We start from the raw sequence: 24,432 nt of genomic DNA on the forward strand, positions 1-24,432 counted from the left end.
GTTTTGCCAGCGTACCGGGCGGCAGAAAAATGAAAACTCGGGTATCGAAAATCATTCGCATTGTGATACGTTATAAAGTATCACTATTGCTTCCCAGGAGATTGCGTCATGAAAGCTGGCATTCACCCCGACTACCGCCCGGTGCTGTTCCACGATACCGCTGCCGATGTGTACTTCCTGATCGGTTCCACGGTGGATACCGACCGCACCCAGGTGCACAGCGATGGCCAGACCTACCCCTACGTCGCGCTGGATGTCTCCAGCGCCTCGCATCCGGTGTACACCGGGCAGCAGCGCAAGACCACGGTGGAAGGGCGGGTGGCCGGGTTCAACAAGCGCTTCGCCGGGTTCCAGGCCAAGGGTTGAGCCTGCGGGAGCGGCGGTACTCCCACGGTTCTCTAGGTTGCTGTATCGCGCAACAGAAGCTGGCGCCAGTGATCCTGTTCGCTGGCCGGTGCCTCGACCGCAAACAGGTACTTCCCTGCCACGCGACTGGCGACTGGCACCCCGTCGCGGTACAGCAGCCGATTGCCCGCCACCGCCGGCACTTTCGTCCCCGGCAGCAGTGTGCCGACCAGGTTCAGGGGGTCGCAGCCGCTGACTACCACCAGTTCCCCGCCTGGCGCTCGGTTGCGCACCTGGCGCAGCAACCCTACCGCTTCGGGCAGGGCGAACTGCTCGCCCGCCAGCCCGGCAATGAAGCGCCCCCCGCGGATCTCGCCTCGCGCCTCGAGACGCTGATAGCAGCGCAGCAGTGCGCGCCACGGGGGCAGCACATCGCTCTCGCGCTCCAGCAAGCGCCAGCACACCACGCCATAACGACGCAGCAGGCTGCGGGCCACATGTTCCAGGCGCTGGTCGCTGTCGACGGTGGTGGCCGAGCGGCGCAGCAAGGCCCAGCGCCCGGCGTGGACCATGCTGCTCGACAGTGCAGGGTGTCCGCGCCGGCTGGTGCGCGGCCTGCGCCTGGCCGCCGGGCTGATGAGGCTGCGCAGGCCGCTGAAACCGTCGGCGCTGGCCAGGCCCGAGCCCACCAGTTCCTGCAGCGCCGATTCCAGTTCGCTGGGCAGCAGGTGGGCTTCATGGGCCAGTTCGTCGAAGAACAGCGCCCCTTGCTCCTGCAAGGTCTGCAGGACCCGCTGCGCGCGGGCACCCAGCTGTTCGAGGTCGGGCGCGGGGGTGAGGCTGCGCCACAGCCCCAGGTGTTCGCGCGGCAGCAGCACCAGGGGCGTGCTGGCCAGGGTGCTGGCCGCCAGCGTCGCGGCCAGCCGACTCCAGGACCACTGGCCGCTGCGGCAGGCCTCATCGAGCCAGTGGGGGCTGTAGTCCTTGATTCGCGCTGGCAGCAGGTCGCCCTCCCAGGCCCCGGCGGCGACGGGAAAACCCTGCAACTGGGCGAGCACCTCGGGTACTGCCTGCGGCCCACGCAGGCGGGTTTCGCCGCTCACGTGCTGCCAGTCGAACAGGAAGCGCAGGTAGTCCTGCAGGCTGACCGGTTCGATCTCCTGGCGCAGGCGTTTGACCGTGTAGCGATGAATGCGCGCCAGCAGGTGCCGTTCGCACCATTGCAGGCGGGTCTGGCCGGGGCTGAAATGGCCACGCATCACGAGGCCCTGGCCCTCCAGGCGGGCCAGGGCCTGTTCGCAGTCGCCGGCCTTCAGCGCCAGAGGTGTCGCAATCTGCTCCAGCGTCATCGGGCCAAAGCCATCGAGGCGGCAGCGCAGCAGTTCGGTGAGGGCGGTATCGCTGTCGACGGGGGCGTCATAGCCTGGCAATAGCGGCATATCCGGTTCCAGGCGAGCATCCGGGTATAGCGTCAACAGCGCCTGCTGGCGCTCACGGGCCAGCCACAGACGGTGTTCGCCCGTATCCAGGCGACCGATCCGGCCCGCCTTGGCCAATTGCTGCAACAGGTCGCGCCAGGCGCCATTGGTATCTACTTCGTGCTCGGTCATGGCCCCCAGGCTCATCAGCGCCTCATGCATTTCGTCGGGGTTGCGAGCCTGGGGCCAGGCTTCGGCCTTCACTGCGGCAATGGCGTCGGCGTCCAGCGCGCCCAGGTCGTCGGCGCTGTGCACGTCGCTCCAACGTCGGTTGAGCACGGCCTGGGTGCGCCGCTCTTCCAGCGGCGCGTCATCGAGGAAGGTGTAGGGGCGGGCATTGAGAATCGCGGAGGCCAGCGGCGAGGGGGCCGGCAGATCGCGACTGAGCAAGCCTATTTCACCGTGCTCCATGCGCCGCAGCAGCGCCAGCCAGCCTTCGCTGTCCATGGCCTCGTGCAGGCAGTCGTCGAGGGTCTGCTCGACCAAGGGATGATCAGGGATCTGCCGCTCGCCGACGATGTTCTCCAGGCAGGCGAGCTGGTCGGGGAACACCGAGGCGACCAGGTCCTCGCTTTTCATGCGCTGGATCTGCGGCGCCACCTTGCGACCGCCCACGTAACGCGGCAGGGCCATGGCCACCGCGGCATTCCAGCGCCAGCGCACGCCGAACAGCGGGGCGTCGAGCAAAGCCTGGATCAGGATCGCTTCGGCACTGCGGCTGTTCAGGTAGCGCCACACCTCGTCCAGGTCGAAACTGTGGCTGGTGGACAGTGACAGCACGATGGCGTCCTCGCTGGCCGCCGCCTGCAGTTCGAAGTTGAAGGTGCGGCAGAAGCGCTTGCGCAGGGCCAGGCCCCAGGCGCGGTTGATACGGCTGCCAAAGGGCGAGTGGATGATCAGCTGGGTGCCGCCGGACTCGTCGAAAAAGCGCTCCATCACCAGCGTCTGCTGCGAGGGCAGGGCGCCGAGTACCTGCCAGGTACGGCCGAGATAGTCCAGCAGTTGGCTGGCGCAGGCTTCGTCCAGTTCATAAGTCGCCTGGAGCCAGGCCTGCACCTGTTGAGCGTCGCCGTCCTGCAATCGTTGGTCGAGACGCTGCTGCAGCCGGGCTACCGCAGCAGACAGCTCGTCACTGCGCCCAGGCGCCTCGCCGAGCCAGAACGGAATGGTCGGTGGCAAGCCGTGCGCGTCCTCGACCCTCACCCGCCCAGGCTCGACGCGCAGGATGCGGTACGACGCGTTGCCCAGCTGGAAGATATCGCCAGCAATGCTCTCGACGGCGAAATCCTCGTTGACACTGCCGATGTTCAACGCCTGGGGCTCGAGCAGCACCGCATAGTCGGCCGTCTCGGGAATGGTGCCGCCGCTGGTCAGCGCGGTCAGCTGGCTGCCGCGACGCCCACGCAGGATGCCGTTCACCGCATCGCGGTGCAGGTAGGCGCCACGCACCCCCTGGCGGCCGTTGTAGCCCTCGGCGAGCATGCGCAGCAAGGCCTGGTAATGGCCATCGTCCAGCTCGGCATAAGGCGTCGCCTGGCGCAGCAGGTCGAACAGCGCGCGCTCGGGCCACGGCTGGTTGCTGACCTCGGCGACGATCTGCTGGGCCAGCACGTCAAGCGGCGCGTGAGGGATGTGCAGGGCGTCCAGCTCGCCCTGGCGCACGCAGTCGAGCAACGCCACGCATTCGATCAGGTCATCCCGCGAGGTGGGGAACAGGCGGCCCTTGGGGATGCCCTCGACCTGGTGGCCGGAACGTCCGACCCGCTGCAGGAACGCGGCAATCGAGCCGGGCGAGGCGATCTGGCAGACCAGGTCGACATCGCCGATATCGATGCCCAGCTCCAGCGACGCGGTGGCCACCAGCACCTGCAGTTCGCCGGCCTTGAGCCGCTGCTCGGCGGCCAGGCGATGCTCCTTGGCCAGGCTGCCGTGATGGGCGGCGACCGCGTCGTTGCCCAGGCGCTCGCCCAGGTGACGCGTCAGGCGCTCGGCCAGACGTCGGGTGTTGACGAACACCAGCGTGGTGCGGTGCTCGCGGGCGAGGACAGCGAGGCGGTCGTAGACCAGGCTCCAGACATCGGTGGCCATGACCGCGCCCAGTGGCACAGGCGGTACTTCCAGAGCCAGGTCGCGTTGGCGGACATGGCCGATATCGACGATGGCGCAGGGCCGTCCTTCGCCAACCAGAAACTGCGCCACGCGTTCCACTGGCCTCTGGGTCGCGGACAGGCCGATACGCCTCAAAGGTCGGCCAGCGAGGGCCTGCAAGCGTTCCAGGGTCAGCGCCAGGTGGCAGCCACGCTTGTTGCCGGCCAGCGCGTGGATCTCGTCGACGATCACCGTGTGCACACTGGCCAGCCCCTGGCGACCGGAGGCCGAGCCCATCAGCACATACAGTGATTCCGGCGTGGTCACCAGGATGTGCGGGGCCAGCTTGCGCATGGCGGCGCGCTCCTTCTGGGGCGTGTCGCCGGTACGCACGGCAGTGGTGATGCGCGGCGCCTCGAGGCCGAGTTGTGCGAACTGCTGGCCAATACCCGCGAGCGGGGCGTCGAGGTTGAGGCGAATGTCATTGGACAGCGCCTTGAGCGGCGACACATAGACCACCTGGGTGTGCGCGGGTAGCTCGCCGCCCTGTTGCAACCCTTGGCGGAACAACTCGTCGAGCACCGCGAGGAAGGCGCTGAGGGTCTTACCCGAGCCGGTCGGCGCGGCCAGCAGCATCGACTGGCCAGCATGGATCAGCGGCCAGGCGCCGGCCTGGGCTTCGGTGACGGTGGCGAAGCGTTGGCGGAACCAGGTGGCGACGGCGGGGTGGAACAGGTCGAGCACCGGGTGCAGGGGGGCGGGCAGGTTCATGGGTTGGTTATGGCGGGTAAGCAGGGGAATGGCAAGGGGCCGTTCGTCTGCCTGTTCTGGCCCTGTCGAGTACTCGTGGGAGCGGCGGTTCGCCGCTGCGACTTGTCCCGCGACAGGGCCCTGTCAGGTATCCTGCGCAACCTCAGCAAACCGAGTGTCCAGCATGCCCAAGACCATCCGAATCGCCGCCGCCCTGCTCATTGACTCCCAGGGGCGGACCCTGCTGGTACGCAAGCGCGACACCCTGGCCTTCATGCAACCAGGTGGCAAGATCGACCCGGGCGAGTCGCCGGCTCAGGCGCTGGTGCGTGAGCTGCACGAGGAACTGGGACTGCGCGTCGATCCCGCCCAGGCCGTCCACCTGGGCCGCTTCAGTGCCCCGGCCGCCAACGAGCCGGGCTTCGAGGTCCAGGCCGAACTGTTCCGTGTCGAGTGCCACGAGGCTGTGGTCCCAGCGGCGGAAATCGAAGAGGTGACCTGGCTGGCCGTCGACCAGGCGAACACGCTGAACCTGGCGCCGCTGACCCGCGACCTGATCCTGCCGCTGTGGCGCGCAGGCCTCAACGCACCGCGCTGACCCCGTCGAGGGTGGCGAACGAGGTGTCCTTGGCGGTCAGCAGGAAGTCACGCATGTACGGCGCATCGAGCATGTCGGTGCGCACCGCCGCGTAAAGGGTGGCGAACAACCCTTTGTCGCCCAGTCGCTTGCCCTTCACATAACCCCGCGAGCTGTACTCGTGCAGCGCCCAGTGCGGCATGCCGCATACACCACGACCGCTGGCCACCAGTTGCATCATCATCACCGTCAGCTCCGAGGTGCGCACCGCGGCCGGCTCGATGTCGGCCGGCTCCAGGAAGCGGGTGAAGATGTCCAGGCGGTCGCGTTCCACCGGGTAGGTGATCAGGGTCTGGTCGAGCAGGTCCTCGGGCACGATGTAGGGCTTGGCGGCCAACGGGTGCTGGTTGGCCACGGCGAGCATGGCTTCGTAGGTGAACAACGGCACATAGGTGATGCCGGCCAGGTCCACCGGGTCGGAGGTCACCACCAGGTCGAGGTCGCCACGTGCCAGGGCTGGTAACGGGGCGAAAGCAAAGCCCGAGGCCAGGTCCAGCTCCACTTCCGGCCAGGCGTCGCGGAACTGGTCGATGGTCGGCATCAGCCACTGGAAGCAGCTGTGGCACTCGATGGCCATGTGCAGGCGCCCGGCGGTACCGCCGGCCAGGCGGGCGATATCGCGTTCGGCCCCCCGTAACAGCGGCAGGGTGGCGTCGGCCAGTTGCAGCAGGCGCAGGCCGGCGCTGGTGAAGCGGATTGGTTTGGTCTTGCGCGTGAACAGTGGCAGGCCCAGGCGCTCCTCCAGTTCCTTGAACTGGTGCGACAGCGCCGATTGCGTGAGGTGCAGCCGCTCAGCGGCCTCCACCAGGCTGTCGGCCTCGCGCAGGGCATGAAGGGTTTTCAAGTGGCGTATTTCCAGCACGGCGGGGCTCCAGCGAAAAGCAAGCTTGGTCTAAATCGAAGATTGAGTTTCTCTCATGTTGGTGGTGTATGTCGATGGGTGATGAAAGGGGGCGATCCTCGCCCCGGTGGAAGGTCAGAACAAGGCTGCAAAGTGCTGCCGGGCCATGGGCCGCGTGAGCTCGCCACGCCAGATCTGTTCGACATGGCTATCCTGCCATTCGCGTCCCAGCCGGCGCTGGGCGGATGTTTTCAGGTGGGCCTTGACGAACTCGTCAAAGGAGGGCGCCATCTTGTCGAAATGGAAATGGGCGTACCAGAGCGGTCGTGGCGCGGGGCGCCGTGTGTCGAGTACCACGAACTCTTGAAGGAAATCCCGGCGGCCATCGACGCTCCGCCTCAGCTCCACCAGCCCGCCTTCCTTGCCGATGCGCACCAGGCCTTCCTCGAGCAGGTACTCGAGCTGTGCGCCGTTAGGTTGGCGCGTGCCCATGATGTAGTCGACGCGTAGTGCTTTGCCTTGCCGGGCAATTTCTCGCGCCGTGTCGCGCAACCGGTGCACCAGACCGTCATCGCTTGCCTGCTCGGCAATTCGCGAGGCGAGTTTGTCCAGATCGTTTGCCTTGAAGAGCATAAGGTCTTCAAGGCTTGCGCCATCCAAGCCTTGATCAGCGTACTGCTGTACCTTGCGGCGATACGCCTGCAGTTCATCCTGTTGGCGTCGAGCCTCGCTTTGCAGCTCTGCGAGAGACACGGCGCGCCCTTCAGCAGGTGACGGGTCGGGGTTGGCCAGGGTGAATTTTCCCGAACGATCTTGATGGTAGATCTCGGTGCGCCCGTTTACCCCGGTTATACGGTAGATGTTAGTGGTGTGCAGGTCGGGCTCGCCGACCAGCAGACGGTTGTCGGTCGTTTCGAACACGCGTGGCTGGATAGCGCCTTTCTTGTGGGGGCGTGTCGATGGCTTGGCCTTGTTGAACTGCCGGCTTCTGACGTGCTCTTCGTATGCGCCCAGTGCAGACCCCAGGCGTTTCGCGTAAGCGCCGTCGACGAACGTTTCATAGCTGTTCTGCCAGTAGTTCAGGTTACGACGGAAGCGCTCGGATTGCTGCAATGAAGCCGTGACGATGCTGCTGCGTTGCGCGGCGGATGCCCTGGTTTCAGCCAACTGATGCAGGGCATAAAGGGCACGGTCGAGCTCCGTGCGAGGGTCCCTCATCAAGGATTGCAGGTGGATGCCGCCGCTGCTCAAGGCCTGGTCGGGTTTGAGCACGAGCGCGGACAGCTGGGCAATAGCCATGTAGTTCAGCACGGAGTCGCTAAAGGCGGTCAAGGTGTTATCAATGGTGTTGAACAGATCTCGATTAGCGCCAACCTGTTTCACCTGCTTGCGCCAGGCCTTCAAATGCCTCACCTGCTCACGGATGTCGTCGACAGCTGCAAGCGCCTCGGCTCGAGCTTGTGCCATCTCTCCTTTGTATTTGGATATCTGCCGAAGGATCACCTCGAACTGCTTGTCGTCGAGCTCGGGGACGAGTTCCAAGGCTTTTACATGGAGCAGGTGCTTGAGCCGGTCTACTTCGTCCAGCGCGATGGTGAACTTGCTAGTGGCGTCACTGGTCAGCCGTTGACGGCCGTTGCAGATGAGTATGGCCAGGTCGTTGGCCTGGTCCTGCGCTCGTTTACGGACACGCCCAGCAGCAACTAGCTGGAACGACTGGCAATCGGCATGAATGCGTTGCGCGCTGGCCAGTGTGTTCTCCAGCGAGGCGGTCAGCGCAGTGTCGAGCTTGCCATGTTGTTCGATGGCGCGCTGCATCTGTTGGTTGAGCAGGTCGGCGCGAGGCTGCAACTGCCGCATGTCCTGTGTGATGCTGTCGCGCAGGCGGTTGTGCTGCCGGTAGGCATGATCCCGCCACCAGCGTGGCAGGCGCTCGCGTATCGCGGCGGGCCAGAGGGGCTCGAGGGTGTCGGCGACATGCCCCAAGGCTTGCCCGCCACCGACGCCTGCCCCCTGGCGATGCACGCCATACAGGGCAAAATGCGTATCCCATTGGCCATGCTCGTCCTGTGCGATGGCGCGTTTCCAGGTGTTTCGGGTATTGCCTTCCAACTGCCAGGTGCGGGCGGATGCATCCCAACTCACTTTGTAGGGACGTCCGGCGACCAGGATAAAGTTACCCTGGGCGTGTCGATAGATGCCCCGATACTTGCCATGGGTAGCGGGGCACAGGCCCTCCAGTGACAGCGGTTGACCATGCTCCAAACCGGTGAAACGCATTGGGTTGCGATTAGTGGGTGGATTGTGGCCTGGTCCGATCGTGCCCTGGCGCAGGCCGGGGAGTCGAGGCGGTCTGATCGTTCGGCGTACGGCTGCGCCATTGATGGCCACGCCGCCACCTAGCGCGTCCATTGCGACATCGATCAGCGATACCAGCAGATTGTTGAAGGCTTCCAGGATATCTGCGGTCGTCCCGGTGGAAAGCGCCTGGACGACCTCTGTAGCGCTGGTGAATGTGTCGAAAACGCTGACAGGCAGGCCCAGGAACGGTATCGCTCCCAGGGCGATCCTGAGCCCTATCAGCACGCCCGCACTCTGCGCGGCGAGGTGCTCGAAGTACAGGTCCAGATAGGACCGTGACGTCGCTCGATGGCGCATCACCAGGCGCCCCCTGTGGGCGTCGAGCAAGTGGGTGGCCAGTGATGTGGTGGATGGCCAGGCCGTACCCACACCGATCATCCGATCAAAACGGCGCGTTCGCGCTTCGCGCAGGCGCGCTTGGTGGGCACGCGGGGCCCCCGTGAGCGCCCGGCTGACGAGGTAGTCGTCGCTGTCGTCGAACAGGGCCTGTCGAGCCCGTTCGAGGTCCTCGTACTGGCTCAGAACCTGGGTCGGATGGTCTGGACGATAGAGCACGGTACGCTTGCTGGTACGGTCCTCGATGAAGGTAACGCCCGACAGTGTCGTGGAGTGCTCATCGGTATCCGCGCCACCTGCGGTGAAGACAGCCGGCAACAGGCGAATATCATGACCGTCGACCTGGAACTTCGCACCGCTGTCGGCATCGATCGCCACGGATACGATCCTCTGGGCGGCGTTGTCCAGGCATCCCTTTTCATGAAGCAACAGGTTCTGGACCTCCAGCATCAGGCGATAAGGGGCGACCAGGCATTCCCGTCGATAGGCCTGGGCATGCTCGGATTCGGTGGGATTGTCGAACGCGGCATGGATGGCGGATTCGTAGCGCTCGGCGAGGTCCAGACGTCGTGCCAGGTCTTGCAGGTAATTGCGATTGATCCCCTCCCTGACTGGTGACGTCAGTGGCCGACCGTCTGCGCGCTTGGGCCGGACAAAGCTGAGGCGCTCCAGCAGTGGGTTGTCGATGTTTTGCAGCATGAGGTCTTCCAGGTCGATGTCTTCGGTCTCCCGGCTTGCCGTCAGTACCGGCCTGGTTGGTGTTCCCGCGGCGCCACTGCCCGCGATCGGATGATTGCGCCAATTGACCGTTACCGGCAGTTGCAGCTGGATTCGGCCACCATCGAAGTCGTCGAAGTCCCCCATCAGAGCCCGGGAAACCTGTTGCTGGCAGAACAGCGCGCGATCGGGCAGGTCGCGTTCGATCAGTGTCTGGCTGTCATGCAGGGCGTTCAGGTATTCGCTGGCCAGTGCGTTGAACGACAAACGCGTGTCTTCGCTCATGCGCGCAAAGGCGGTCGGCGAACCGCTCAGTGTACTGGCAAGCTGTTCCTGTCGGCGCACGTGGGCCAATGCCGCCTCTCGGGCTTGATGCCAGGGAACCTGCAGTTTTTGCCCCAGGCTCTGCCTTGCCTCTGGCAGGGTCTGTGCCAAAGCGTCGCTACCCTGTTCATTGCGCAGCGCCTGCCTGGCTTGGCGCATCTGCGCCAGCTGGGTGTCGAGCGCCTGGGCCAGGCCATCACCGGCGGCAGGTTCGAAGCGCAGCGACAAAGCGGGATCGTGCTGGCCAAGGTAGCCGGCGAGTGCTGCCTGGTCGTCGCACTGCAACAGTCCTCCCACCTCGCCGATCCAGTAGAAAACAAAGGGGCGTGTGGTGTCGGGCCCGCCAAGCGGTGTACGCCTGGCTATGACGATCGCTTCGTGCACTGCCTGCTCGCGTACGTTGTTGGCCGTGCCCGCGTCGCTTGATTGCAACACTGGCGACGCCGTCATCACGGTGCCGTCGTCAGGGTTGAACAGCGATTCGATCAGTGCAAGCGCCGCAGGCGACAATTCACCGAGCAAACGCTGGATCCGAGCATGGGCGAAAAGGGCCACGCGGTGAGCCGTCAGCAATGCGGGAGAGATGGTGACAGGAGAGTTGTCGGAGTGCTGTTTCGCCAACATCAGGATGGCTTCGATCTCTGCTTGGGCGGCATTGCGCGCTTCGAGCAGAATGCCTTGCTGTCGTCGGCATTCCTCCAGGTCCTGCTCGGAGAGTAGCGCAAGCCCATCCAGTTGCCGTTCGACAAGTTCGGCACGTGCCGACCAGGGAACCTCTCTACCTAGCCGACCCAGCTCGAACATGGAAGGCTGCTGCAATTCGTCACCTCGAACCGGCTCGAGTGCGAACGGCAAGGCGAAGACGTTCGGGTTTCGCCATTCGCCATGCAGCCGGTCGGCCGGCTCCAACGCCGTGGCCGCATCGATCAGGTCATCGCCAGGGTCATGGTCCAATGTCGCCAAGAGCCTGTTGCCCAGGTGTTCGAAGAGTGCGTCGAAACCCTGTTCGATCGATTCCAGGGCGATGTAGGCGGGTTGCCCAGTGACCGTTGCAAGTGTGGACTCGAGCGCCTGACGTGAAGGGTGATGGCTGAATGTTTCAGCCTTGTCGGGCAAATACAAGGTCAGCCCGGGCTCGTCTTCGATGCTGAAGATCAGCGCGCCTGGCGCGCAGGTGGTGGTTTCGATGAACAGTTGGCGGTCACCGATTCGCAGCCATTCGGGGTTGTCCATTACACCTAGCACGGGGCGTAAGGCAGCTGCCAGGTGATCGCAGCTGAACGCAATATCGACGGCGGCCTCGACATGTCGTCGGTACTGCGAGCGTGCAAGCTCCCTGCGACTCAGCGCGGTCCCGGCGGCGCGACTATCCCAGTAAAGGTTCCAGCTCTGGCGCACGAGGCTTGGCAGGTCAAGGGCAGCCATTCGCTTCAGCAACTGACTGGGACGCAGGCGCAGCGATGCTGGGTTTCCCGAGAGGCGCGCCGAGGCGTCGGTCAGCGAATTTGGGGCGTGGTGTCTGGTCCAGGCCGTCAAGCGAATCAGATCGATGTGTTGAGGCTGCCGAGCGGTTTCAATCAGCAAGCCTACCTGCTCGGGGTCGACTGTCAGCGCCTTCCTCAGCGAGGCGACGATCACCTCGCGAACGCTGGGGGCTTGACGCAGCAATGCGTCAAATGTGCGTTGCAGGTCCTCGCACGTTCGCAGTGCTTGGTGAACTTCCGGAGTGTCCGGCGGGACAGCTTGGAGCACTGCAGGGACTAGCGCAAAAGGGGGGAGGGTTGGTGTCTGCTCGTTCATCGATTGATCCTTCATCAGGGTTGCCTTGAGGGGCATCGCCATTGAAGGGGACGGTGAAGCCATGCAGGTCGTAGTTAATTAGCGCGTCGCTCTGCTCGGCGAAATTCATCAAATTGTCACGGTTTTGTGGCAGCGCGACGGCAAGGAATTCATCAGACTCGCGCTCTACTGGGGATCTGCATTCTGGTATTTTCTTTCATGCGTGTTTTTCTACTTTTCTTCCTGTTGCTGGCCAGTGTGCCGGTGAGCCTCGCCACAGGGCGCTGTGATGTCCATGTGCCGGTACAACGGGCCGAGCTGGGCGAGCTGAGCCTGGTCTACCAGAGTGTCGGCGCATCAACGGATCCGGCGTTGTTGCTGGTGATGGGCCTGGGTGGCCAACTGATCCACTGGCCTGACGATGTGGTCGAGGCGCTGTGTCGCCAAGGGTTCCGGGTGATCCGCTACGACAACCGCGATGTCGGCCTGTCGCGGTGGAACCAGCCGCCTGCTTCGGCGAGCCTGACCATCGAATTGCTGCGCTACAAGCTGGGGTTGCCGGTTGCGGCACCCTACAGCCTGACGGACATGGCCAATGACGGCGTGCGCCTCATGGATGCCCTCGAGATTCGTCAGTTTCACGTGCTGGGGGTAAGCATGGGCGGCATGATCGCCCAGCACATCGCCGCCATGGCGCCGCTGCGGGTGCGCAGCCTGACCCTGGTGATGTCCAGTTCAGGCGCCGTCGGCCTGCCGACGCCGGCCCCGGCGCTGGTACAACTGCTGGCACGGCGCAGCGCGCCGAGTCGGGCAGTGGCCATCGAGCAGCAGGCCGACTTGTTGGCGGCGCTGGGCAGCCCCGAGGTGCACGATGAGCGTGCCGTGCTGATCGAGCAGGCAACCGTGGCCTATGACCGGGCGTTCAACCCGGAGGGTGTCAAACGCCAGATCATGGCGATCCTCGCCGAGCCCAGCAGGGTCGCATTGCTCAACCAGCTGCGGGTGCCGACGCTGGTGGTGCACGGGACCGCCGATCCGTTGCTGCCGGTGATGCATGGGGTGCATCTGGCGGCGCATATCCAGGGTAGCCAGTTGCGCCTGATCCCGGGGTTGGCGCACCGGTTCCAGGAGCCGTTCAAGGCGCCGCTGCTGGGGGCGGTACTGCCTTACCTACAAGCGCACCGGCAGGATGTGACGCATATCGCCGGGCTCTAGGGTTTCAATGCATCCGCACCCACAGGGTCACCAGCACGGTCGCCGCCACCAGCCAGGCCACCGTGGCCAGGGCCAGCGAGGCCTCCAGGCGCATGCGCTCGACCAGAAGGTACAGCGTGGCCAGGTACACGAAGTAGGGAATGATCGACCACATCCCGAACAGGATGGTGGTCTTCAGATCTGCCAGTGAACGGCCCTTGCCGACGATGTAGTGGGCAATCAGGGCGAAGGTGGGGAACAGCGGTACCAGCCCGGCGATGTAGTAATTGCGGGTTTTCGATAGAACCGCCAGGAGCACCACCACGCCGGCTCCCAGGGCCGCTTTGAATACCAGGTCCACGTTGTCTTTCCAGGTTCGGGTTGCAGGTCAGCCGAGGCCGTATTTCTTCACTTTGTCGAACAGCGTGGTCTTGGCCATGCCCAGTTCCTGGCTGGCCTGGCTGAGGTTGCCGCCTGTACGTTGCAGCGCATCGCTGAGCAGGTTGCGCTCGAATGCCTCCACCGCTTCGGCGAAGCCAAGCCCCTGGCTGGCGCCGGAGCTGGTGCCCTTCTTGAACGCGGGCAGGCCCAGCGCATGGCGCTCGGCGACGTTGCGCAACTCGCGCACGTTGCCTGGCCAGTCATGGGCCATGAGCTGCGACAGGGTCTGGCTGTCGAGGGTCGGTGCTTCGCGGTCGAAGCGCAAGGCCGACTGCTGCAGGAAGTGTTCGAACAGCTGCAGGATGTCTTCGCGACGCTCGCGCAGCGGTGGCAGCTCGAGGGTGACCACGTTAAGGCGGTAGTACAGGTCGCTGCGGAACTGGCCGCTCTGGCCCAGGGTGGCGAGGTCGGCCTTGGTCGCGGCGATCACCCGGCAGTCCACCGGGATGCTCTGGTTCGAGCCCAGGCGCTCCAGGGTGCGCTCCTGCAGCACGCGCAGCAGCTTGATCTGCAGGTTGATCGGCATGCTCTCGACTTCGTCGAGGAACAGCGTGCCGCCGTTGGCGTGCTCGATCTTGCCGATGCGGCGCTTGCCCGCGCCGGTGAAGGCATTGGCCTCGTGGCCGAAGATCTCGCTTTCGAACAGGTTCTCCGGCAGGCCGCCGCAGTTCAACGCCACGAATGGTTGGCCCTGGCGCCGGCTGAAATCGTGCAGGCAGCGGGCGACCAGTTCCTTGCCGGTGCCGGTTTCACCTTCGATCAGCACATTGGCCGAGGTATCGCCGACGTTGGCGATCAGCTCGCGCAGATGTTCCATGGCCGGCGAGCGGCCGATGATGCGGCCCTCCAGGCTGCTCTGTTCGGCCAGCTGACGGCGCAGCGCGAGCACCTCGCGGGACAGCCCGCGTTGCTCCAGGGCGCGGCGCACGACATCGACCAGGCGCTCCGGCGAGAAGGGTTTTTCCATGAAATCGTAGGCGCCGTTGCGCATGGCGCCGACGGCCATGTCGATATCGCCGTGGCCTGTGATCAGCACCACCGGCAGGCTGCGGTCGCGGGCCTTGAGGCGGTTGAGCAGCTCCAGGCCGTCGATGCCCGGCAGGCGGATATCGCTGACAACGATGCCGGCGAAGTCGTCGCCGATGCGCTCGAGGGCCTGCTCGGCGCTGCCGACGCCTTCACAGGCGATATCTTCCAGAGCCAGCGCCTGCTGGCAGCCGAGCAGCACGTGCGGGTCGTCTTCGACGATCAGGACGGTGAGAGGTGCTTGATTCATAGAGGCTCAGCCAATTCGCTAGGGGGCGTGACCAGGGGCAGGGCAAGGACGAAAGCAGTGCCGCCACCGCTGGGGTGTTCGACGCTCAGTGTACCCTTGGCCGCGGTGGCGAGGCTTGCCGACAAGGTCAAGCCCAGGCCCAGGCCATGCTCGCCCGGTTTGGTGGTGAAGAAGGGTTCGAACAGGTGCTTGCGCGCCTCGGCGTCGATGCCGTGGCCATTGTCGAGCACCCGCAGGCGGTACTTGTCGCCCTGGACTTCGCCTTCCAGCCACAGTTGCGGCAAGGGCTGGGTGGCCATGGCGTCGAGGGCGTTGCCGATCAGGTTGACCAGGATCTGTTCCAGGCGGGTCTGGTCGATGGCCAGCAGCGGGTCGTCGAATTGCCGGTGCAGTTGCAGGTGGCAGGCACTGATGCGGTTGGCCAGCACCTGCAACGTGGCTTCCACGGCCTTTTCCAGCGAGGCCTGGCCGCTGTCGTCGCCGCGTCGGGCGAATGAGCGCAGGCTGGCGGTGATGCGGCCCATGCGATCGATCAGGTCGTTCATGGTGCGCAGGTTGGCGCTGGCGGTTTCCAGCGCGCCGCGTTCGAGGAAGCGTACCGTGTTGCCGGACAGGGTGCGCAACGCCGCCAGTGGCTGGTTGAGTTCATGGGCGATGCTGGTGGACATCTGGCCGATGGCCGCCAGCTTGCCGGCCTGGACCAGTTCGTCCTGGGCGTGGCGCAAGGTCTGTTCGGCATGGCGGCGTTCGCGGATCTGGCCCTTGAGGCGTTCGTTGCTGGCTCGAAGGTCGGCAGTGCGCTCGGTGATCTTGCGCTCCAGCTGGCTGTTGGCCTCTTCCAGTGCCTCGCGGGCCGCCAGGCGGGTGGCGATCACTTTGCGTCGCTCATTCCAGGCGATGGCCAGGATCGCCAGCAGGGCGAAGGCCACCCCGACCAGGATGCCCTGCACCATCGACTCGCGGCGCAGGTCCTGCAAAGGGGTAAGCAGGGTGAAGTGCCAGGGCGTGTCGGCCAGGCGCCGGGTCTGGGCCAGGTAGGAGACGTCGCGCTGCTTGCCGTGCTCGGTCTCGCTGTTGGCCGGGAAGGTCAGCTTCTCCACGCCATCGGCGAGGGTTTCCCGTGCCAGGGGTTGCAGCTCGTTGAGCGGCCACCAGTAGTACTGCAGGCTGCGCGCCAGGCGTTCCTTGATTTGCGGGTTAAGCGGGCGCACCGATTTCAGGCGCCGGGACGGGTCGCTGGAGAGGATGATGATGCCGTTCTCGTCGCTGACGAAGGCCTCCAGGCGCGCACGCTGCCAGCGCTCCTCGAGGGTGTCGAGGCGCACCTTGATCACGGCCACGCCGATGATCTTGCCGTGTTCCTCCAGGCCGTGGGCCAGGTAGTAGCCAGCCTCGCCGGTGGTGCTGCCGATACCGTAGAAACGCCCGGGTTCGCCGCGCACGGCGACCTGGAAGTAGGCGCGGAATGCCAGGTCCTCGCCGAGGAAAGAGTCGGCATCGCGCCAGTTGCTGGTGGCCTGGACCCGGCCATTGGTATCGAGGACGAAGATTGCCCGGCTGCGGCTGCGCCGGTTCAGGCCTTCGAGGTATTCATTGACGGCCTGGCGGTCGCCAGCGTCAGGGTCGGTGAGCAGGCGCGAGACGCTGTCTTCCAGCTCGAGCAGGCTGGGTAGGTAGGTGTACTTGCTGATTTCGCTTTCGACGGTGCGCGCATGCAGCTCCAGCTGGCGCTCGCCGTTTTCGCTGAGCGTGCGGATGCCGTTGCTTTCGCTGATCAGGAAGCCAGACATCCCTAGACCGACCATCAACAAGATGACCAGGGGCGGGACGAGCAATTGGCGAATCAGGCGGGTTTTCACGGTGGGCTGGGCGGGGCGAAGGAGCGAAGGGTCGCATTTCATCACAGTGGCCTTGTCACGACCAGCTTCCGCTGCCCGGCAAGTGGCCGGGCAGCGTCACTGTGGCCGACTTAGTGTTGCAGGATCTTGCTGAGGAAGTGCTGGGTACGCTCGTGGCGGCCTTCGGGGTTGCCGAAGAAGTCTTCCTTCTGGCAGTCCTCGATGATGTTGCCCTTGTCCATGAAGATCACCCTGTTGGCGACCTTGCGGGCGAAGCCCATCTCGTGGGTCACGCACATCATGGTCATGCCTTCGTGGGCCAGTTCGACCATCACGTCCAGTACTTCGTTGACCATCTCCGGGTCCAGCGCCGAGGTCGGTTCGTCGAACAGCATGACGATCGGGTCCATCGACAGGGCGCGGGCGATCGCCACGCGCTGCTGCTGGCCGCCCGACAGCTGGCCGGGATGCTTCTTGGCATGGGCGCCAAGGCCGACGCGGTCGAGCAGGGCCAGCCCCTTCTTGGTGGCTTCGGCCTCGCTACGGCCGAGCACCTTGCGCTGGGCGATGGTCAGGTTCTCGGTGATCGACAGGTGCGGGAACAGCTCGAAGTGCTGGAACACCATGCCCACCCGCGAGCGCAGCTTGGGCAGGTTGGTCTTCGGGTCGGCGATGGAGGTGCCATCGACCACGATGTCGCCTTTCTGGAACGGCTCCAGGGCGTTGACGCACTTGATCAGCGTCGACTTGCCCGAGCCGGACGGGCCGCAGACCACCACCACTTCACCTTTCTTGACCTCGGTGCTGCAGTCGGTCAGTACCTGGAAGTCCCCGTACCACTTGTTGACGTTCTTGATGGAAATCATACGGCGATCCTTTTTTGCAGGCGCTTGACCAGCCAGGAAGCGGAGAAGCTGATGAGGAAGTAGACGACACCGGCGAAGATCAGGAACTCGTGGGAGCGCCCGATGATGTCGCCGTTGGCGCGGGCCGAGTTGAGGAAGTCGATCAGGCCGACGGTATAGACCAGCGAGGTGTCCTGGAACAGGATGATGCTCTGTTGCAGCAGCAGCGGGGTCATCTTGCGAAACGCCTGGGGCAGGATGATCAGGCGCATGCACTGGCCGTAGCTCATGCCCAGCGCTTGCGCGGCGCCCATCTGGCCCTTGGAGATCGACTGCACGCCGGCACGCACGATTTCGCAGAAGTACGCCGCCTCGAACATCATGAACGCCACGACGCAGGAGGTGAACGCGCCCACCGGTGTGTCTTCGCCGGTGATCCAGCGCAGCACGAAAGGTACCGCCAGGTAGAACCAGGTGATCACCAGCAGCAGCGGGATGGAGCGGAAGTAGTTGACGTAGGCGCCGGCGACGTTGGCCAGCAGCTTGCTCGACGACAGCCGCATCAGGGCCAGGACGGTGCCCAGGGCGATACCGCCAACCACACCCATGACCATCAGTTGCAGGGTCAGCAGCATGCCGTCCCACAGGGCGGGCAGCGCGGGGATGATTTCGCTGAAATCCATTTCCATTTACTTGCCCCCCACGGAAATCAGGCCAGGCACGGCGACTTTCTTCTCGACCATGCGCATGAGCAGCATCAGGCCCATGTTCAGGGTGAAGTAGATCAGAGTGGCCAGGGTGAACGCCTCGAACAGGTTGGCGGAAAACTCGGCGGTCTGCTTGGTCTGCGCCAGCAGCTCCATCAGACCGATCAGCGAGGCCACCGAGGAGTTCTTGAACACGTTCAGGAATTCCGAAGTGAGCGGCGGAATGATGATCCGGTAGGCCTGGGGCAGCAGCACGTTCATGTAGATCTGCGGCAGGCTGAAGCCCATCGCGCGCCCGGCCGACTCCTGGCCGCGGGGCAGCGCCTGGATGCCGGTGCGCACCTGCTCGCAGACACGGGCGGCGGTGAACAGGCCCAGGCAGATGACCACGCTGATCAGCGCCGAGGTGGTCGGGTTGAGGTCCTGCTTGAACCACTCCTGCAGGCCTTCGGGCAGCAGGTCCGGCACCAGGAAGTACCAGATGAACAGCTGCACCAGCAGCGGCACGTTGCGGAACAGTTCGACGTAGGCGGTGGCGATCCCTGACACCAGACGATTGGGTACGGTACGCATCACGCCGAGCAGCGAGCCCAGCAGCAAGGCGATGATCCAGGCGGAGATGGCGATGGCGATGGTCCAGCCTAGGCCGGTGACGTACCAGTCCAGATAGGTTTCGCTGCCCACGCCGGTGGACTTGAAGAACACGCCCCAGTCCCAGTTGTAATTCATCGGGATTTCCCCTCAGACGGTTGTTTCACGGGCACCTCGATACATCCGGGGGCGTTCGACGCCCTCGGATGTAAAGGTTAGACACTAACTTGGTGGCCTGTTGGATGGATTCGCGCGGATGCGCTTCAGGCCACTATATTGCCGGAGGTCAGGACTTCTTCTCGTCCGCTGCCTTGTCGGTCGGCTCGGCGATCAGCTTCTTCAGTTCGTCGCTCATCGGGAACTGCAGGTTCAGGTCCTTTGGCGGAATTGGCTGCTGGAACCACTTGTCGTAGCTCTTGTTGATTTCACCCGACTTGAAGTAGGCGACGATGGCTTCGTCGACCGCTTTCTTGAACGCAGCATCCTCCTTGCGCACCATGCAGCCGTAGATTTCGTACGACTGTGGCGTGCCGGTGATGACCCAGTCGGCAGGCTTCTTGGCCTTGGCCATTTCACCGGCCAGCAGGGCGTCGTCCATCATGAAGGCCACGGCGCGGCCGCCTTCGAGCATGTTGAAGGCTTCGCCGTGGTCCTTGGCGGAGATCACGTTCATCTTCATCTGCTTGTCGGCGTTCATCGCCTTGAGGATGCGCTCGGAGGTGGTACCGGCGGTGGTCACCACGTTCTTGCCGGCCAGGTCCGGGAAGTCTTTATAGGACGGCTGGCCATCCTTGACCTTGGTCAGCAGGCGGGTACCGACTTCGAAGATGCCCACCGAGAAGCCGACCTGCTGCTGGCGCTCGACGTTGTTGGTGGTGGAGCCGCATTCAAGGTCCACGGTGCCGTTCTGCACCAGTGGGATGCGGGTTTGCGAGGTGACCAGGTTGTACTTGACCTTGATGTCGGTGCCCAGTTGCTTTTTCAGGGCCTCGACGACTGCCAGCTGGATGTCGTGGGAGTAGCCGACCGGTTTGCCCGAAGCATCGGCGAAGTAGGAGAACGGAATGGAAGAGTCGCGGTGGCCCAGGGTGATGGTGCCCGAGTCCTTGATCTTCTTCAGAGTACCGGTCAGCTCTTCAGCCATGACCGGCGATGCGATGACAGCGGCCGCGATGGCGGCGCCCAGCAATTGACGAACGATGCGCATCAAATTTTCCTCGACGTGTTTGTTTTTTTTATGGAGCCGTTGGCGGACTCTTTCGTTCAACGAATACAGCATGAAGCGGGTGCATTCGGCTACCAAGTGTAGAGCATGACTCGTGCCAAGCCTTCATGTCGACCTTGGCCACCTGTAAAAACGCGGTTTTGATAGTGTGGCGCGGCATGGGGTGCGTTCGTGTTTCCGAACGAGTTGCTGTTTTTTGATTCGGTAATCCGAATGGGTGTGACTGCGAGATGCTGGCGTGCGGCATCTATTCACCGCAAGGTCATGGGTGGGTGATGGTCTGCTGGCCGCTTTGAGCGGAGAAATTGTTCTGATGGCCATTACCTCACTTGCACCTGACTCGATCGACAGCCTCATCGCCGGGCGCCTGCCTCGCTGGCTGGTTGATCATGGCCAACCCGACAGGCTGGGGGCGCTGCGCCGTGCGCTGCTGCGTCAGCAACGGTGTACCGAGCAATTGAAGCAGAAGCTTGCGGGCATTCTCCCTTTGCATACTTTCGCGGAACAGTTGCTCAGCAAGGCAATGAGCGAGGCGGGCATACTCGAACCGGACGTGAATCGCGACAAAGTGCGTATTTCGCAGCAGGTGGCCTTTCCTACCGCGTCCCCGGCACTACCGATGCCGTTTTATGTTCGTCGCTCGAAGCACACGCTGCTGGTGGCGGCTCTGCATAACTACCACCGCAGTGAAACGCGTCCTGCAATCCATCGCAAAGGTAGCCTCATCGACCGATACGGTAATCGCCTGCACATGACTGTGGAGCGCTTCGCTTCGGTGTGCCGTGAAGTGGATGTGGGGCGCCGTTACCAAGAGTTGCTCAAGGAGAACCTGGAGCCGCCCGATCTGCCTGGCGGTGTGCAGGGACAAGCCGTGGCACAGCTGCACGAGGTATTGCGGGAGAATTTTCGCAGTCACTGCGAGGTTGATGTGCGTATCGCGCTATTGAAGGGGGAAATCGATGAGCAGACTTACCTTCTGATGTTGCCAGTAGTGGCGCAGACGCAGCTGGTACCGGCGCTCGAGGCTGTTGTCGCACCCCGTCAGCTCTACCTGCTGGGGCGGCAAGTCCACTGCGTGCTGGCCCTCGAAGTCCGATCGTCTGCTGATCAGGCGCTGCAGGGGGTGATCCTTTGGATACCCCATGATCCGAAAACTCCGTTGACCCGACATACCAGTTGGGAAGCACTCAGCCAGTACCTTGGCCTTCGCTTCCTCGAACCGTCCTATCGAAGGTTCTTCGCGCGTTTTATCGCCGAGCGTGATCGCAACAATTTCTATCGGGTGCTGGAGGAGCGGGTTGCCCAGGCGCCCGTCACGGGCGTGGAGCTCGATGCACGCGATCTGGCAATCAGCACGCCAGTGTTCGAATACCTGCGCAAGCAATACGTGGACAAGCTCAGCGACGATGCCAAGGTGCTTGCGGTACCTACAGGGGTGGAAGACGAAGAAGACCGTGCCGCGCGCCTGCAAGCATACGGCGAGCTGGGCCTGAACCTGCTCAACCTGGCCGGATTCTTCGTACCGTTGATTGGCCAGATGCTGATGGTGGCGACAGTGGTCCAGTTAGCCGGCGAAGTGTACGAGGGCTATCAGGACTGGCGAATCGGTGATCGCGAAGGTGCCATCAACCACTTGTTCAATGTCGCCGAAAACGTGGTGATTGGCGTCATGATCGCCAAGGGCAGCAAGCTTGCCATTGGTGGGCTCGAACGCGTCACCTTTGTCGATGATCTGGCACCGGTGCGGACCGCAGAGGGCGGCATCAGATTGATGAATTCGGACTTGCCTGGATACCAGGCCGAGCCAAGGGGAAGACTGGGTGCGAACGAGTGGCTGTGGCATCTGGACGATCAGCGCCTTCGGGTAGTGGATGATGTGGGTGACGGCGTTTCAAGGCTTCATCATCCTTCGCGCCTGGCGGCTTATCGACCCCGAGTTGAGGACAATGGCAGTGGCGGCTGGCGACATGAGCTGGAGAGCCCGCAGCGCTGGGCAGGACAAGGCAATCTGGTCCGTCGGTTGAGTGCGCGCCTGGCTGACCTGCCAGACCTTACCTGCGAACACCTGTTGCAGGTCACCGGGTTGGGCGAGGCGCAGGTGCGCCGCCTGCATGTGGAGCAATCAGCAGTGCCCGCGCGTCTGCTCGATGCACTGGATCTGCACCAGGCCCATGAGTTGCATCCAGACTTGCACGCACCCGCACTCGCCCAGCATGTTGCTGCGCTGCAAGCCCGGCCCAGTGGCCTCGAAAGCCTACTGCAGAACGCGTTTCCGGGGTTGTCGGCGCGCTGCAGGAATGAGGTGCTGCAACATTGCACGGGTGCCGAGCTCGATACCCTTGGCAATGAACGGCGTATTCCCTTGGCTGTTGCGCAGCGGGCCCGCTGGGCCCAGCGGGAGAGCCGTCTGGACCGTGCCTGCGCCGGGCTGCGATTACCACGTTGCGTCAATTCCGATTGCGAGCAGCTGGCATTGGGGCTGCTGGAGCGGCAGCTGGCCTGGCCCGACGGCAGGCGCCTCGAGTTGCGCGATGGCAATGCTAATGGACGTTTGCTGGGCAGCATTGGTGCCGAGCAGAGCGCAGTGGTCCAGTGCATCGTCAGGCACGGCAGTGGCTACCAATCCCCTGGTCAAGTAACGCCGGGCGGATACATGCGGGCGCTTCTGGCCGTATTGAGCGACGAGCAGAAGACTGAACTGGGTGATGCGGCGGTCAGCCCTTCAGCCTTGGGCATGCATCTGGCCAAGGCTGCCGCTGCAGACCGTGCGCTGGCAGCCGAGCTGTGCGCAATGGCCCGCCGCGATGGCATCCTGCGCCCGCCCCGCAGGTTTGGCGATGGCCGCCTGGGCTACCCGCTCAGTGGCCGCGGCGGTGGCAGCCGCCGGGCAATCACCCAGGGGATTCATCAGGTGTTCCCGACCTTGACTGACGATGAGCTGCAGGCCTATGTGCTGGACCTGATGAACAGAAGGGTGGGGCTATGGGAGCACTACGGGCAATTGCGCGACCAGCTTGCCCGCCTGCAGACCAGCTTGCGCGAATGGCGTCGTGACGCTGGCAACCCGCTGGATGCCATGCGTCGGCGAAGGGTGGCCACGGCGCTGCGCCGGAGCTGGCGGCGTAAAATTACTGACCTGGCAGGTGATCAAGTGCTGGTGATCGAAGGGGAGCGTATCGATAGCTTGCCCGATCTACCGGAGGGTGTGCGTTATGATCACATCCGACGTCTGGTGCTTCGTAATCTAGGGCTGACCGAAATAACTGCCGACTTCCTTCAGCGGTTTCCCAACCTGCTGGAACTCGATCTGTCCGGCAATCGCCTGACCGCCATCCCTCATGGCATTGGCGATATGTCACGCCTGCGGCATCTGGACCTGCAGAACAATCGCATTGTCATGGATGACGCGGGTGAACTGCGCCTTGCCGGGCTAAGTAGGCTCCAGCGTCTGGACCTGAGCCGGAACCCGCTCGGCAGGGCGCCGGTCTTGACCCGCCTCGTCGACCTGTACGCAGTGAACTTGCGCGGCGTTGGCCTGCAGGTCTTCCCGGAGCGGGTATCGTTCCGTGCGCATGTGGACCTGCGCGACAACAATATCCGCGAACTGCGCCTTCAGCTTGAGCAATTGCGTTTACGGGTGAATCGGCAATCGTTGCATGACAATCCATTGCGTGAAGACAGCGAAGCGCTGCTCGACGAAGCAAGGGGCTCCTCGCCTGGCCTGCGGGGGGCGGCCTCCGCGCGACATCATGCTGTTGGCGAGGAGGTCTTCAAGGTCTGGGCTGGCACCACAGTGGGTGCGGAACGCGAGCGTCAGCTGGCGACCTGGACAGCCCTGAGTGAAGAACCGCAATCGAACGGGCTGTTCCGATTTCTGGCCGACTTTGCCCACTCCGAGGACTTTGAGCAGCACCCCGGGCATTACCGCAGCCGCATCTGGCGAATCCTCGATGCCTGCGAACAGCATGAACAGTTACGCCATCGTTTGTTCCTTGAGGCCGACGGCCCGCGTACATGCGAAGACAGAATGCTTCTGGTTCTGGAGCAGCTGGAGCTGGGCATCAGGGTCGAGCGCGCCGTCGACGATGCCAGGGGGGTTAGGGTCGAGAGCCGACTCCTGGGCCTGGGGCGGGGGTTGTTTCGCCTGGATGAGGTTGACCGGGAAGCGTCCCTGCACCTGCAACGAATGCGTGCGGAACACGCTGCGCACGTCGATGACATCGAGGTGAGATTGTTCTACCGCCAACGGTTGGCGCGTGCACTGGGGTTACCTATCGAGATCGATGACATGCACTACCCCGGGTTCGCCAACATCACCACCAGCGACCTCTTGCGCGTGCAGGACCGCGTGCTGGAGCATGAGTCGTCCGAAGCACTGATCACTTCGCTGGCACAACGCCCATTCTGGGACCACTATGTGCGTGAATTCTACGCGCCGCGTTTTGAAGAGGTCCTGCAACCTTTACATCAACGCATGGAGGCGCTGCAGGCTCAGGTGGATGAAGCGATCATCGATGAAAATGAATTTCTCAAGCGCTGCGACGCATTGAAAAAAGATTTCGACAATACCGAGCGCGCGTTGATCGCGCGGTTGGCGCGCGAAGCTTATGAGCGATGGGGGGCACGCCCTCCTGAGCATTCAAGAGGGCATTGAAGGGT

14 protein-coding genes are annotated in these 24,432 nt (G+C 63.7%); 4 read left to right on the plus strand and 10 right to left on the minus strand.

Going from position 1 to position 24,432, the window contains the following annotated elements:
* Window positions 1–108: 108 nt before the first annotated feature.
* Complete coding sequence (locus AAHK21_RS19675) at window positions 109–366, plus strand: type B 50S ribosomal protein L31 (protein ID WP_046854432.1); 258 nt, start codon at window positions 109–111, stop codon at window positions 364–366.
* Between the two features lie 32 nt (window positions 367–398).
* Here the strand turns inward: AAHK21_RS19675 and AAHK21_RS19680 are convergent, their stop codons facing one another.
* Window positions 399–4,682: a DEAD/DEAH box helicase gene (locus AAHK21_RS19680; protein WP_367858102.1), complete on the minus strand. Its 4,284-nt coding sequence runs from the start codon at window positions 4,680–4,682 to the stop codon at window positions 399–401.
* A 163-nt stretch (window positions 4,683–4,845) separates the two neighbouring features.
* Between AAHK21_RS19680 and AAHK21_RS19685 the strand changes: the two genes are divergently transcribed.
* The gene (locus AAHK21_RS19685; RefSeq protein ID WP_367858103.1) at window positions 4,846–5,259 is read left to right on the plus strand and encodes an NUDIX domain-containing protein; all 414 of its coding nucleotides are present in this window, start codon (window positions 4,846–4,848) and stop codon (window positions 5,257–5,259) included.
* Here AAHK21_RS19685 and metR read toward each other — a convergent pair.
* Together metR and AAHK21_RS19695 are read right to left on the minus strand one after the other, a co-directional pair.
* Window positions 5,243–6,160, minus strand: a complete 918-nt coding sequence (gene metR, locus AAHK21_RS19690; RefSeq protein ID WP_367858104.1) for a transcriptional regulator MetR — start codon at window positions 6,158–6,160, stop codon at window positions 5,243–5,245. The two genes, AAHK21_RS19685 and metR, sit on opposite strands and share 17 nt — an antisense overlap.
* A 114-nt stretch (window positions 6,161–6,274) precedes the next feature.
* Window positions 6,275–11,677 carry a DUF6543 domain-containing protein gene (locus tag AAHK21_RS19695; RefSeq protein ID WP_367858105.1) on the minus strand — a complete coding sequence of 1,801 codons (5,403 nt, stop codon included), beginning with the start codon at window positions 11,675–11,677 and terminating at the stop codon, window positions 6,275–6,277.
* 198 nt (window positions 11,678–11,875) lie between these two features.
* Between AAHK21_RS19695 and AAHK21_RS19700 the strand changes: the two genes are divergently transcribed.
* On the plus strand, window positions 11,876–12,871 hold the full coding sequence (locus AAHK21_RS19700) for an alpha/beta fold hydrolase (RefSeq protein ID WP_367858106.1): 996 nt from the start codon (window positions 11,876–11,878) through the stop codon (window positions 12,869–12,871).
* A gap of 4 nt (window positions 12,872–12,875) precedes the next feature.
* Here the strand turns inward: AAHK21_RS19700 and AAHK21_RS19705 are convergent, their stop codons facing one another.
* The 7 genes from AAHK21_RS19705 to AAHK21_RS19735 form a co-directional block, all read right to left on the minus strand.
* Window positions 12,876–13,211, minus strand: coding sequence for a GlpM family protein (locus AAHK21_RS19705; RefSeq protein ID WP_277501761.1), 336 nt, complete (start codon window positions 13,209–13,211; stop codon window positions 12,876–12,878).
* Between the two features lie 27 nt (window positions 13,212–13,238).
* A complete protein-coding gene (locus tag AAHK21_RS19710; RefSeq protein WP_367858107.1) occupies window positions 13,239–14,567 on the minus strand; it encodes a sigma-54-dependent transcriptional regulator in 1,329 nt (442 codons plus the stop codon).
* Entirely contained in the window at window positions 14,564–16,468 is a 1,905-nt protein-coding gene (locus AAHK21_RS19715; protein ID WP_367858108.1) for an ATP-binding protein, read from the minus strand. The genes AAHK21_RS19710 and AAHK21_RS19715 overlap by 4 nt, the downstream gene beginning before the upstream one ends.
* A 68-nt stretch (window positions 16,469–16,536) precedes the next feature.
* On the minus strand, window positions 16,537–17,271 hold the full coding sequence (locus tag AAHK21_RS19720; protein WP_038706667.1) for an amino acid ABC transporter ATP-binding protein: 735 nt from the start codon (window positions 17,269–17,271) through the stop codon (window positions 16,537–16,539).
* Window positions 17,268–17,939 carry an amino acid ABC transporter permease gene (locus AAHK21_RS19725; protein ID WP_023629013.1) on the minus strand — a complete coding sequence of 224 codons (672 nt, stop codon included), beginning with the start codon at window positions 17,937–17,939 and terminating at the stop codon, window positions 17,268–17,270. Before AAHK21_RS19725 ends, AAHK21_RS19720 begins: the two co-directional genes overlap by 4 nt.
* Complete coding sequence (locus tag AAHK21_RS19730) at window positions 17,940–18,686, minus strand: amino acid ABC transporter permease (RefSeq protein ID WP_023629014.1); 747 nt, start codon at window positions 18,684–18,686, stop codon at window positions 17,940–17,942.
* A gap of 148 nt (window positions 18,687–18,834) precedes the next feature.
* Window positions 18,835–19,755: a glutamate/aspartate ABC transporter substrate-binding protein gene (locus tag AAHK21_RS19735; protein WP_367858109.1), complete on the minus strand. Its 921-nt coding sequence runs from the start codon at window positions 19,753–19,755 to the stop codon at window positions 18,835–18,837.
* Window positions 19,756–20,041: 286 nt separating this feature from the next.
* Here AAHK21_RS19735 and AAHK21_RS19740 point away from each other — a divergent pair, with 286 nt between their 5' ends.
* Window positions 20,042–24,427, plus strand: coding sequence for an NEL-type E3 ubiquitin ligase domain-containing protein (locus AAHK21_RS19740; RefSeq protein ID WP_367858110.1), 4,386 nt, complete (start codon window positions 20,042–20,044; stop codon window positions 24,425–24,427).
* Window positions 24,428–24,432: the final 5 nt, after the last annotated feature.

The organism is Pseudomonas sp. TE50-2 (genome assembly GCF_040813665.1).
GTDB classification, from domain to species: Bacteria; Pseudomonadota; Gammaproteobacteria; order Pseudomonadales; family Pseudomonadaceae; genus Aquipseudomonas; species Aquipseudomonas soli.

Excerpts from the sequence above, each read along its gene's own strand:
- AAHK21_RS19675 (WP_046854432.1), top strand. The coding sequence starts at position 109 with ATGAAAGCTGGCATTCACCCCGACTACCGCCCGGTGCTGTTCCACGAT.
- AAHK21_RS19680 (WP_367858102.1), bottom strand. The coding sequence starts at position 4,682 with ATGAACCTGCCCGCCCCCCTGCACCCGGTGCTCGACCTGTTCCACCCC.
- AAHK21_RS19685 (WP_367858103.1), top strand. The coding sequence starts at position 4,846 with ATGCCCAAGACCATCCGAATCGCCGCCGCCCTGCTCATTGACTCCCAG.
- AAHK21_RS19695 (WP_367858105.1), bottom strand. The coding sequence starts at position 11,677 with ATGAACGAGCAGACACCAACCCTCCCCCCTTTTGCGCTAGTCCCTGCA.
- AAHK21_RS19700 (WP_367858106.1), top strand. The coding sequence starts at position 11,876 with ATGCGTGTTTTTCTACTTTTCTTCCTGTTGCTGGCCAGTGTGCCGGTG.
- AAHK21_RS19710 (WP_367858107.1), bottom strand. The coding sequence starts at position 14,567 with ATGAATCAAGCACCTCTCACCGTCCTGATCGTCGAAGACGACCCGCAC.
- AAHK21_RS19715 (WP_367858108.1), bottom strand. The coding sequence starts at position 16,468 with ATGAAATGCGACCCTTCGCTCCTTCGCCCCGCCCAGCCCACCGTGAAA.
- AAHK21_RS19720 (WP_038706667.1), bottom strand. The coding sequence starts at position 17,271 with ATGATTTCCATCAAGAACGTCAACAAGTGGTACGGGGACTTCCAGGTA.
- AAHK21_RS19725 (WP_023629013.1), bottom strand. The coding sequence starts at position 17,939 with ATGGAAATGGATTTCAGCGAAATCATCCCCGCGCTGCCCGCCCTGTGG.
- AAHK21_RS19730 (WP_023629014.1), bottom strand. The coding sequence starts at position 18,686 with ATGAATTACAACTGGGACTGGGGCGTGTTCTTCAAGTCCACCGGCGTG.
- AAHK21_RS19735 (WP_367858109.1), bottom strand. The coding sequence starts at position 19,755 with ATGCGCATCGTTCGTCAATTGCTGGGCGCCGCCATCGCGGCCGCTGTC.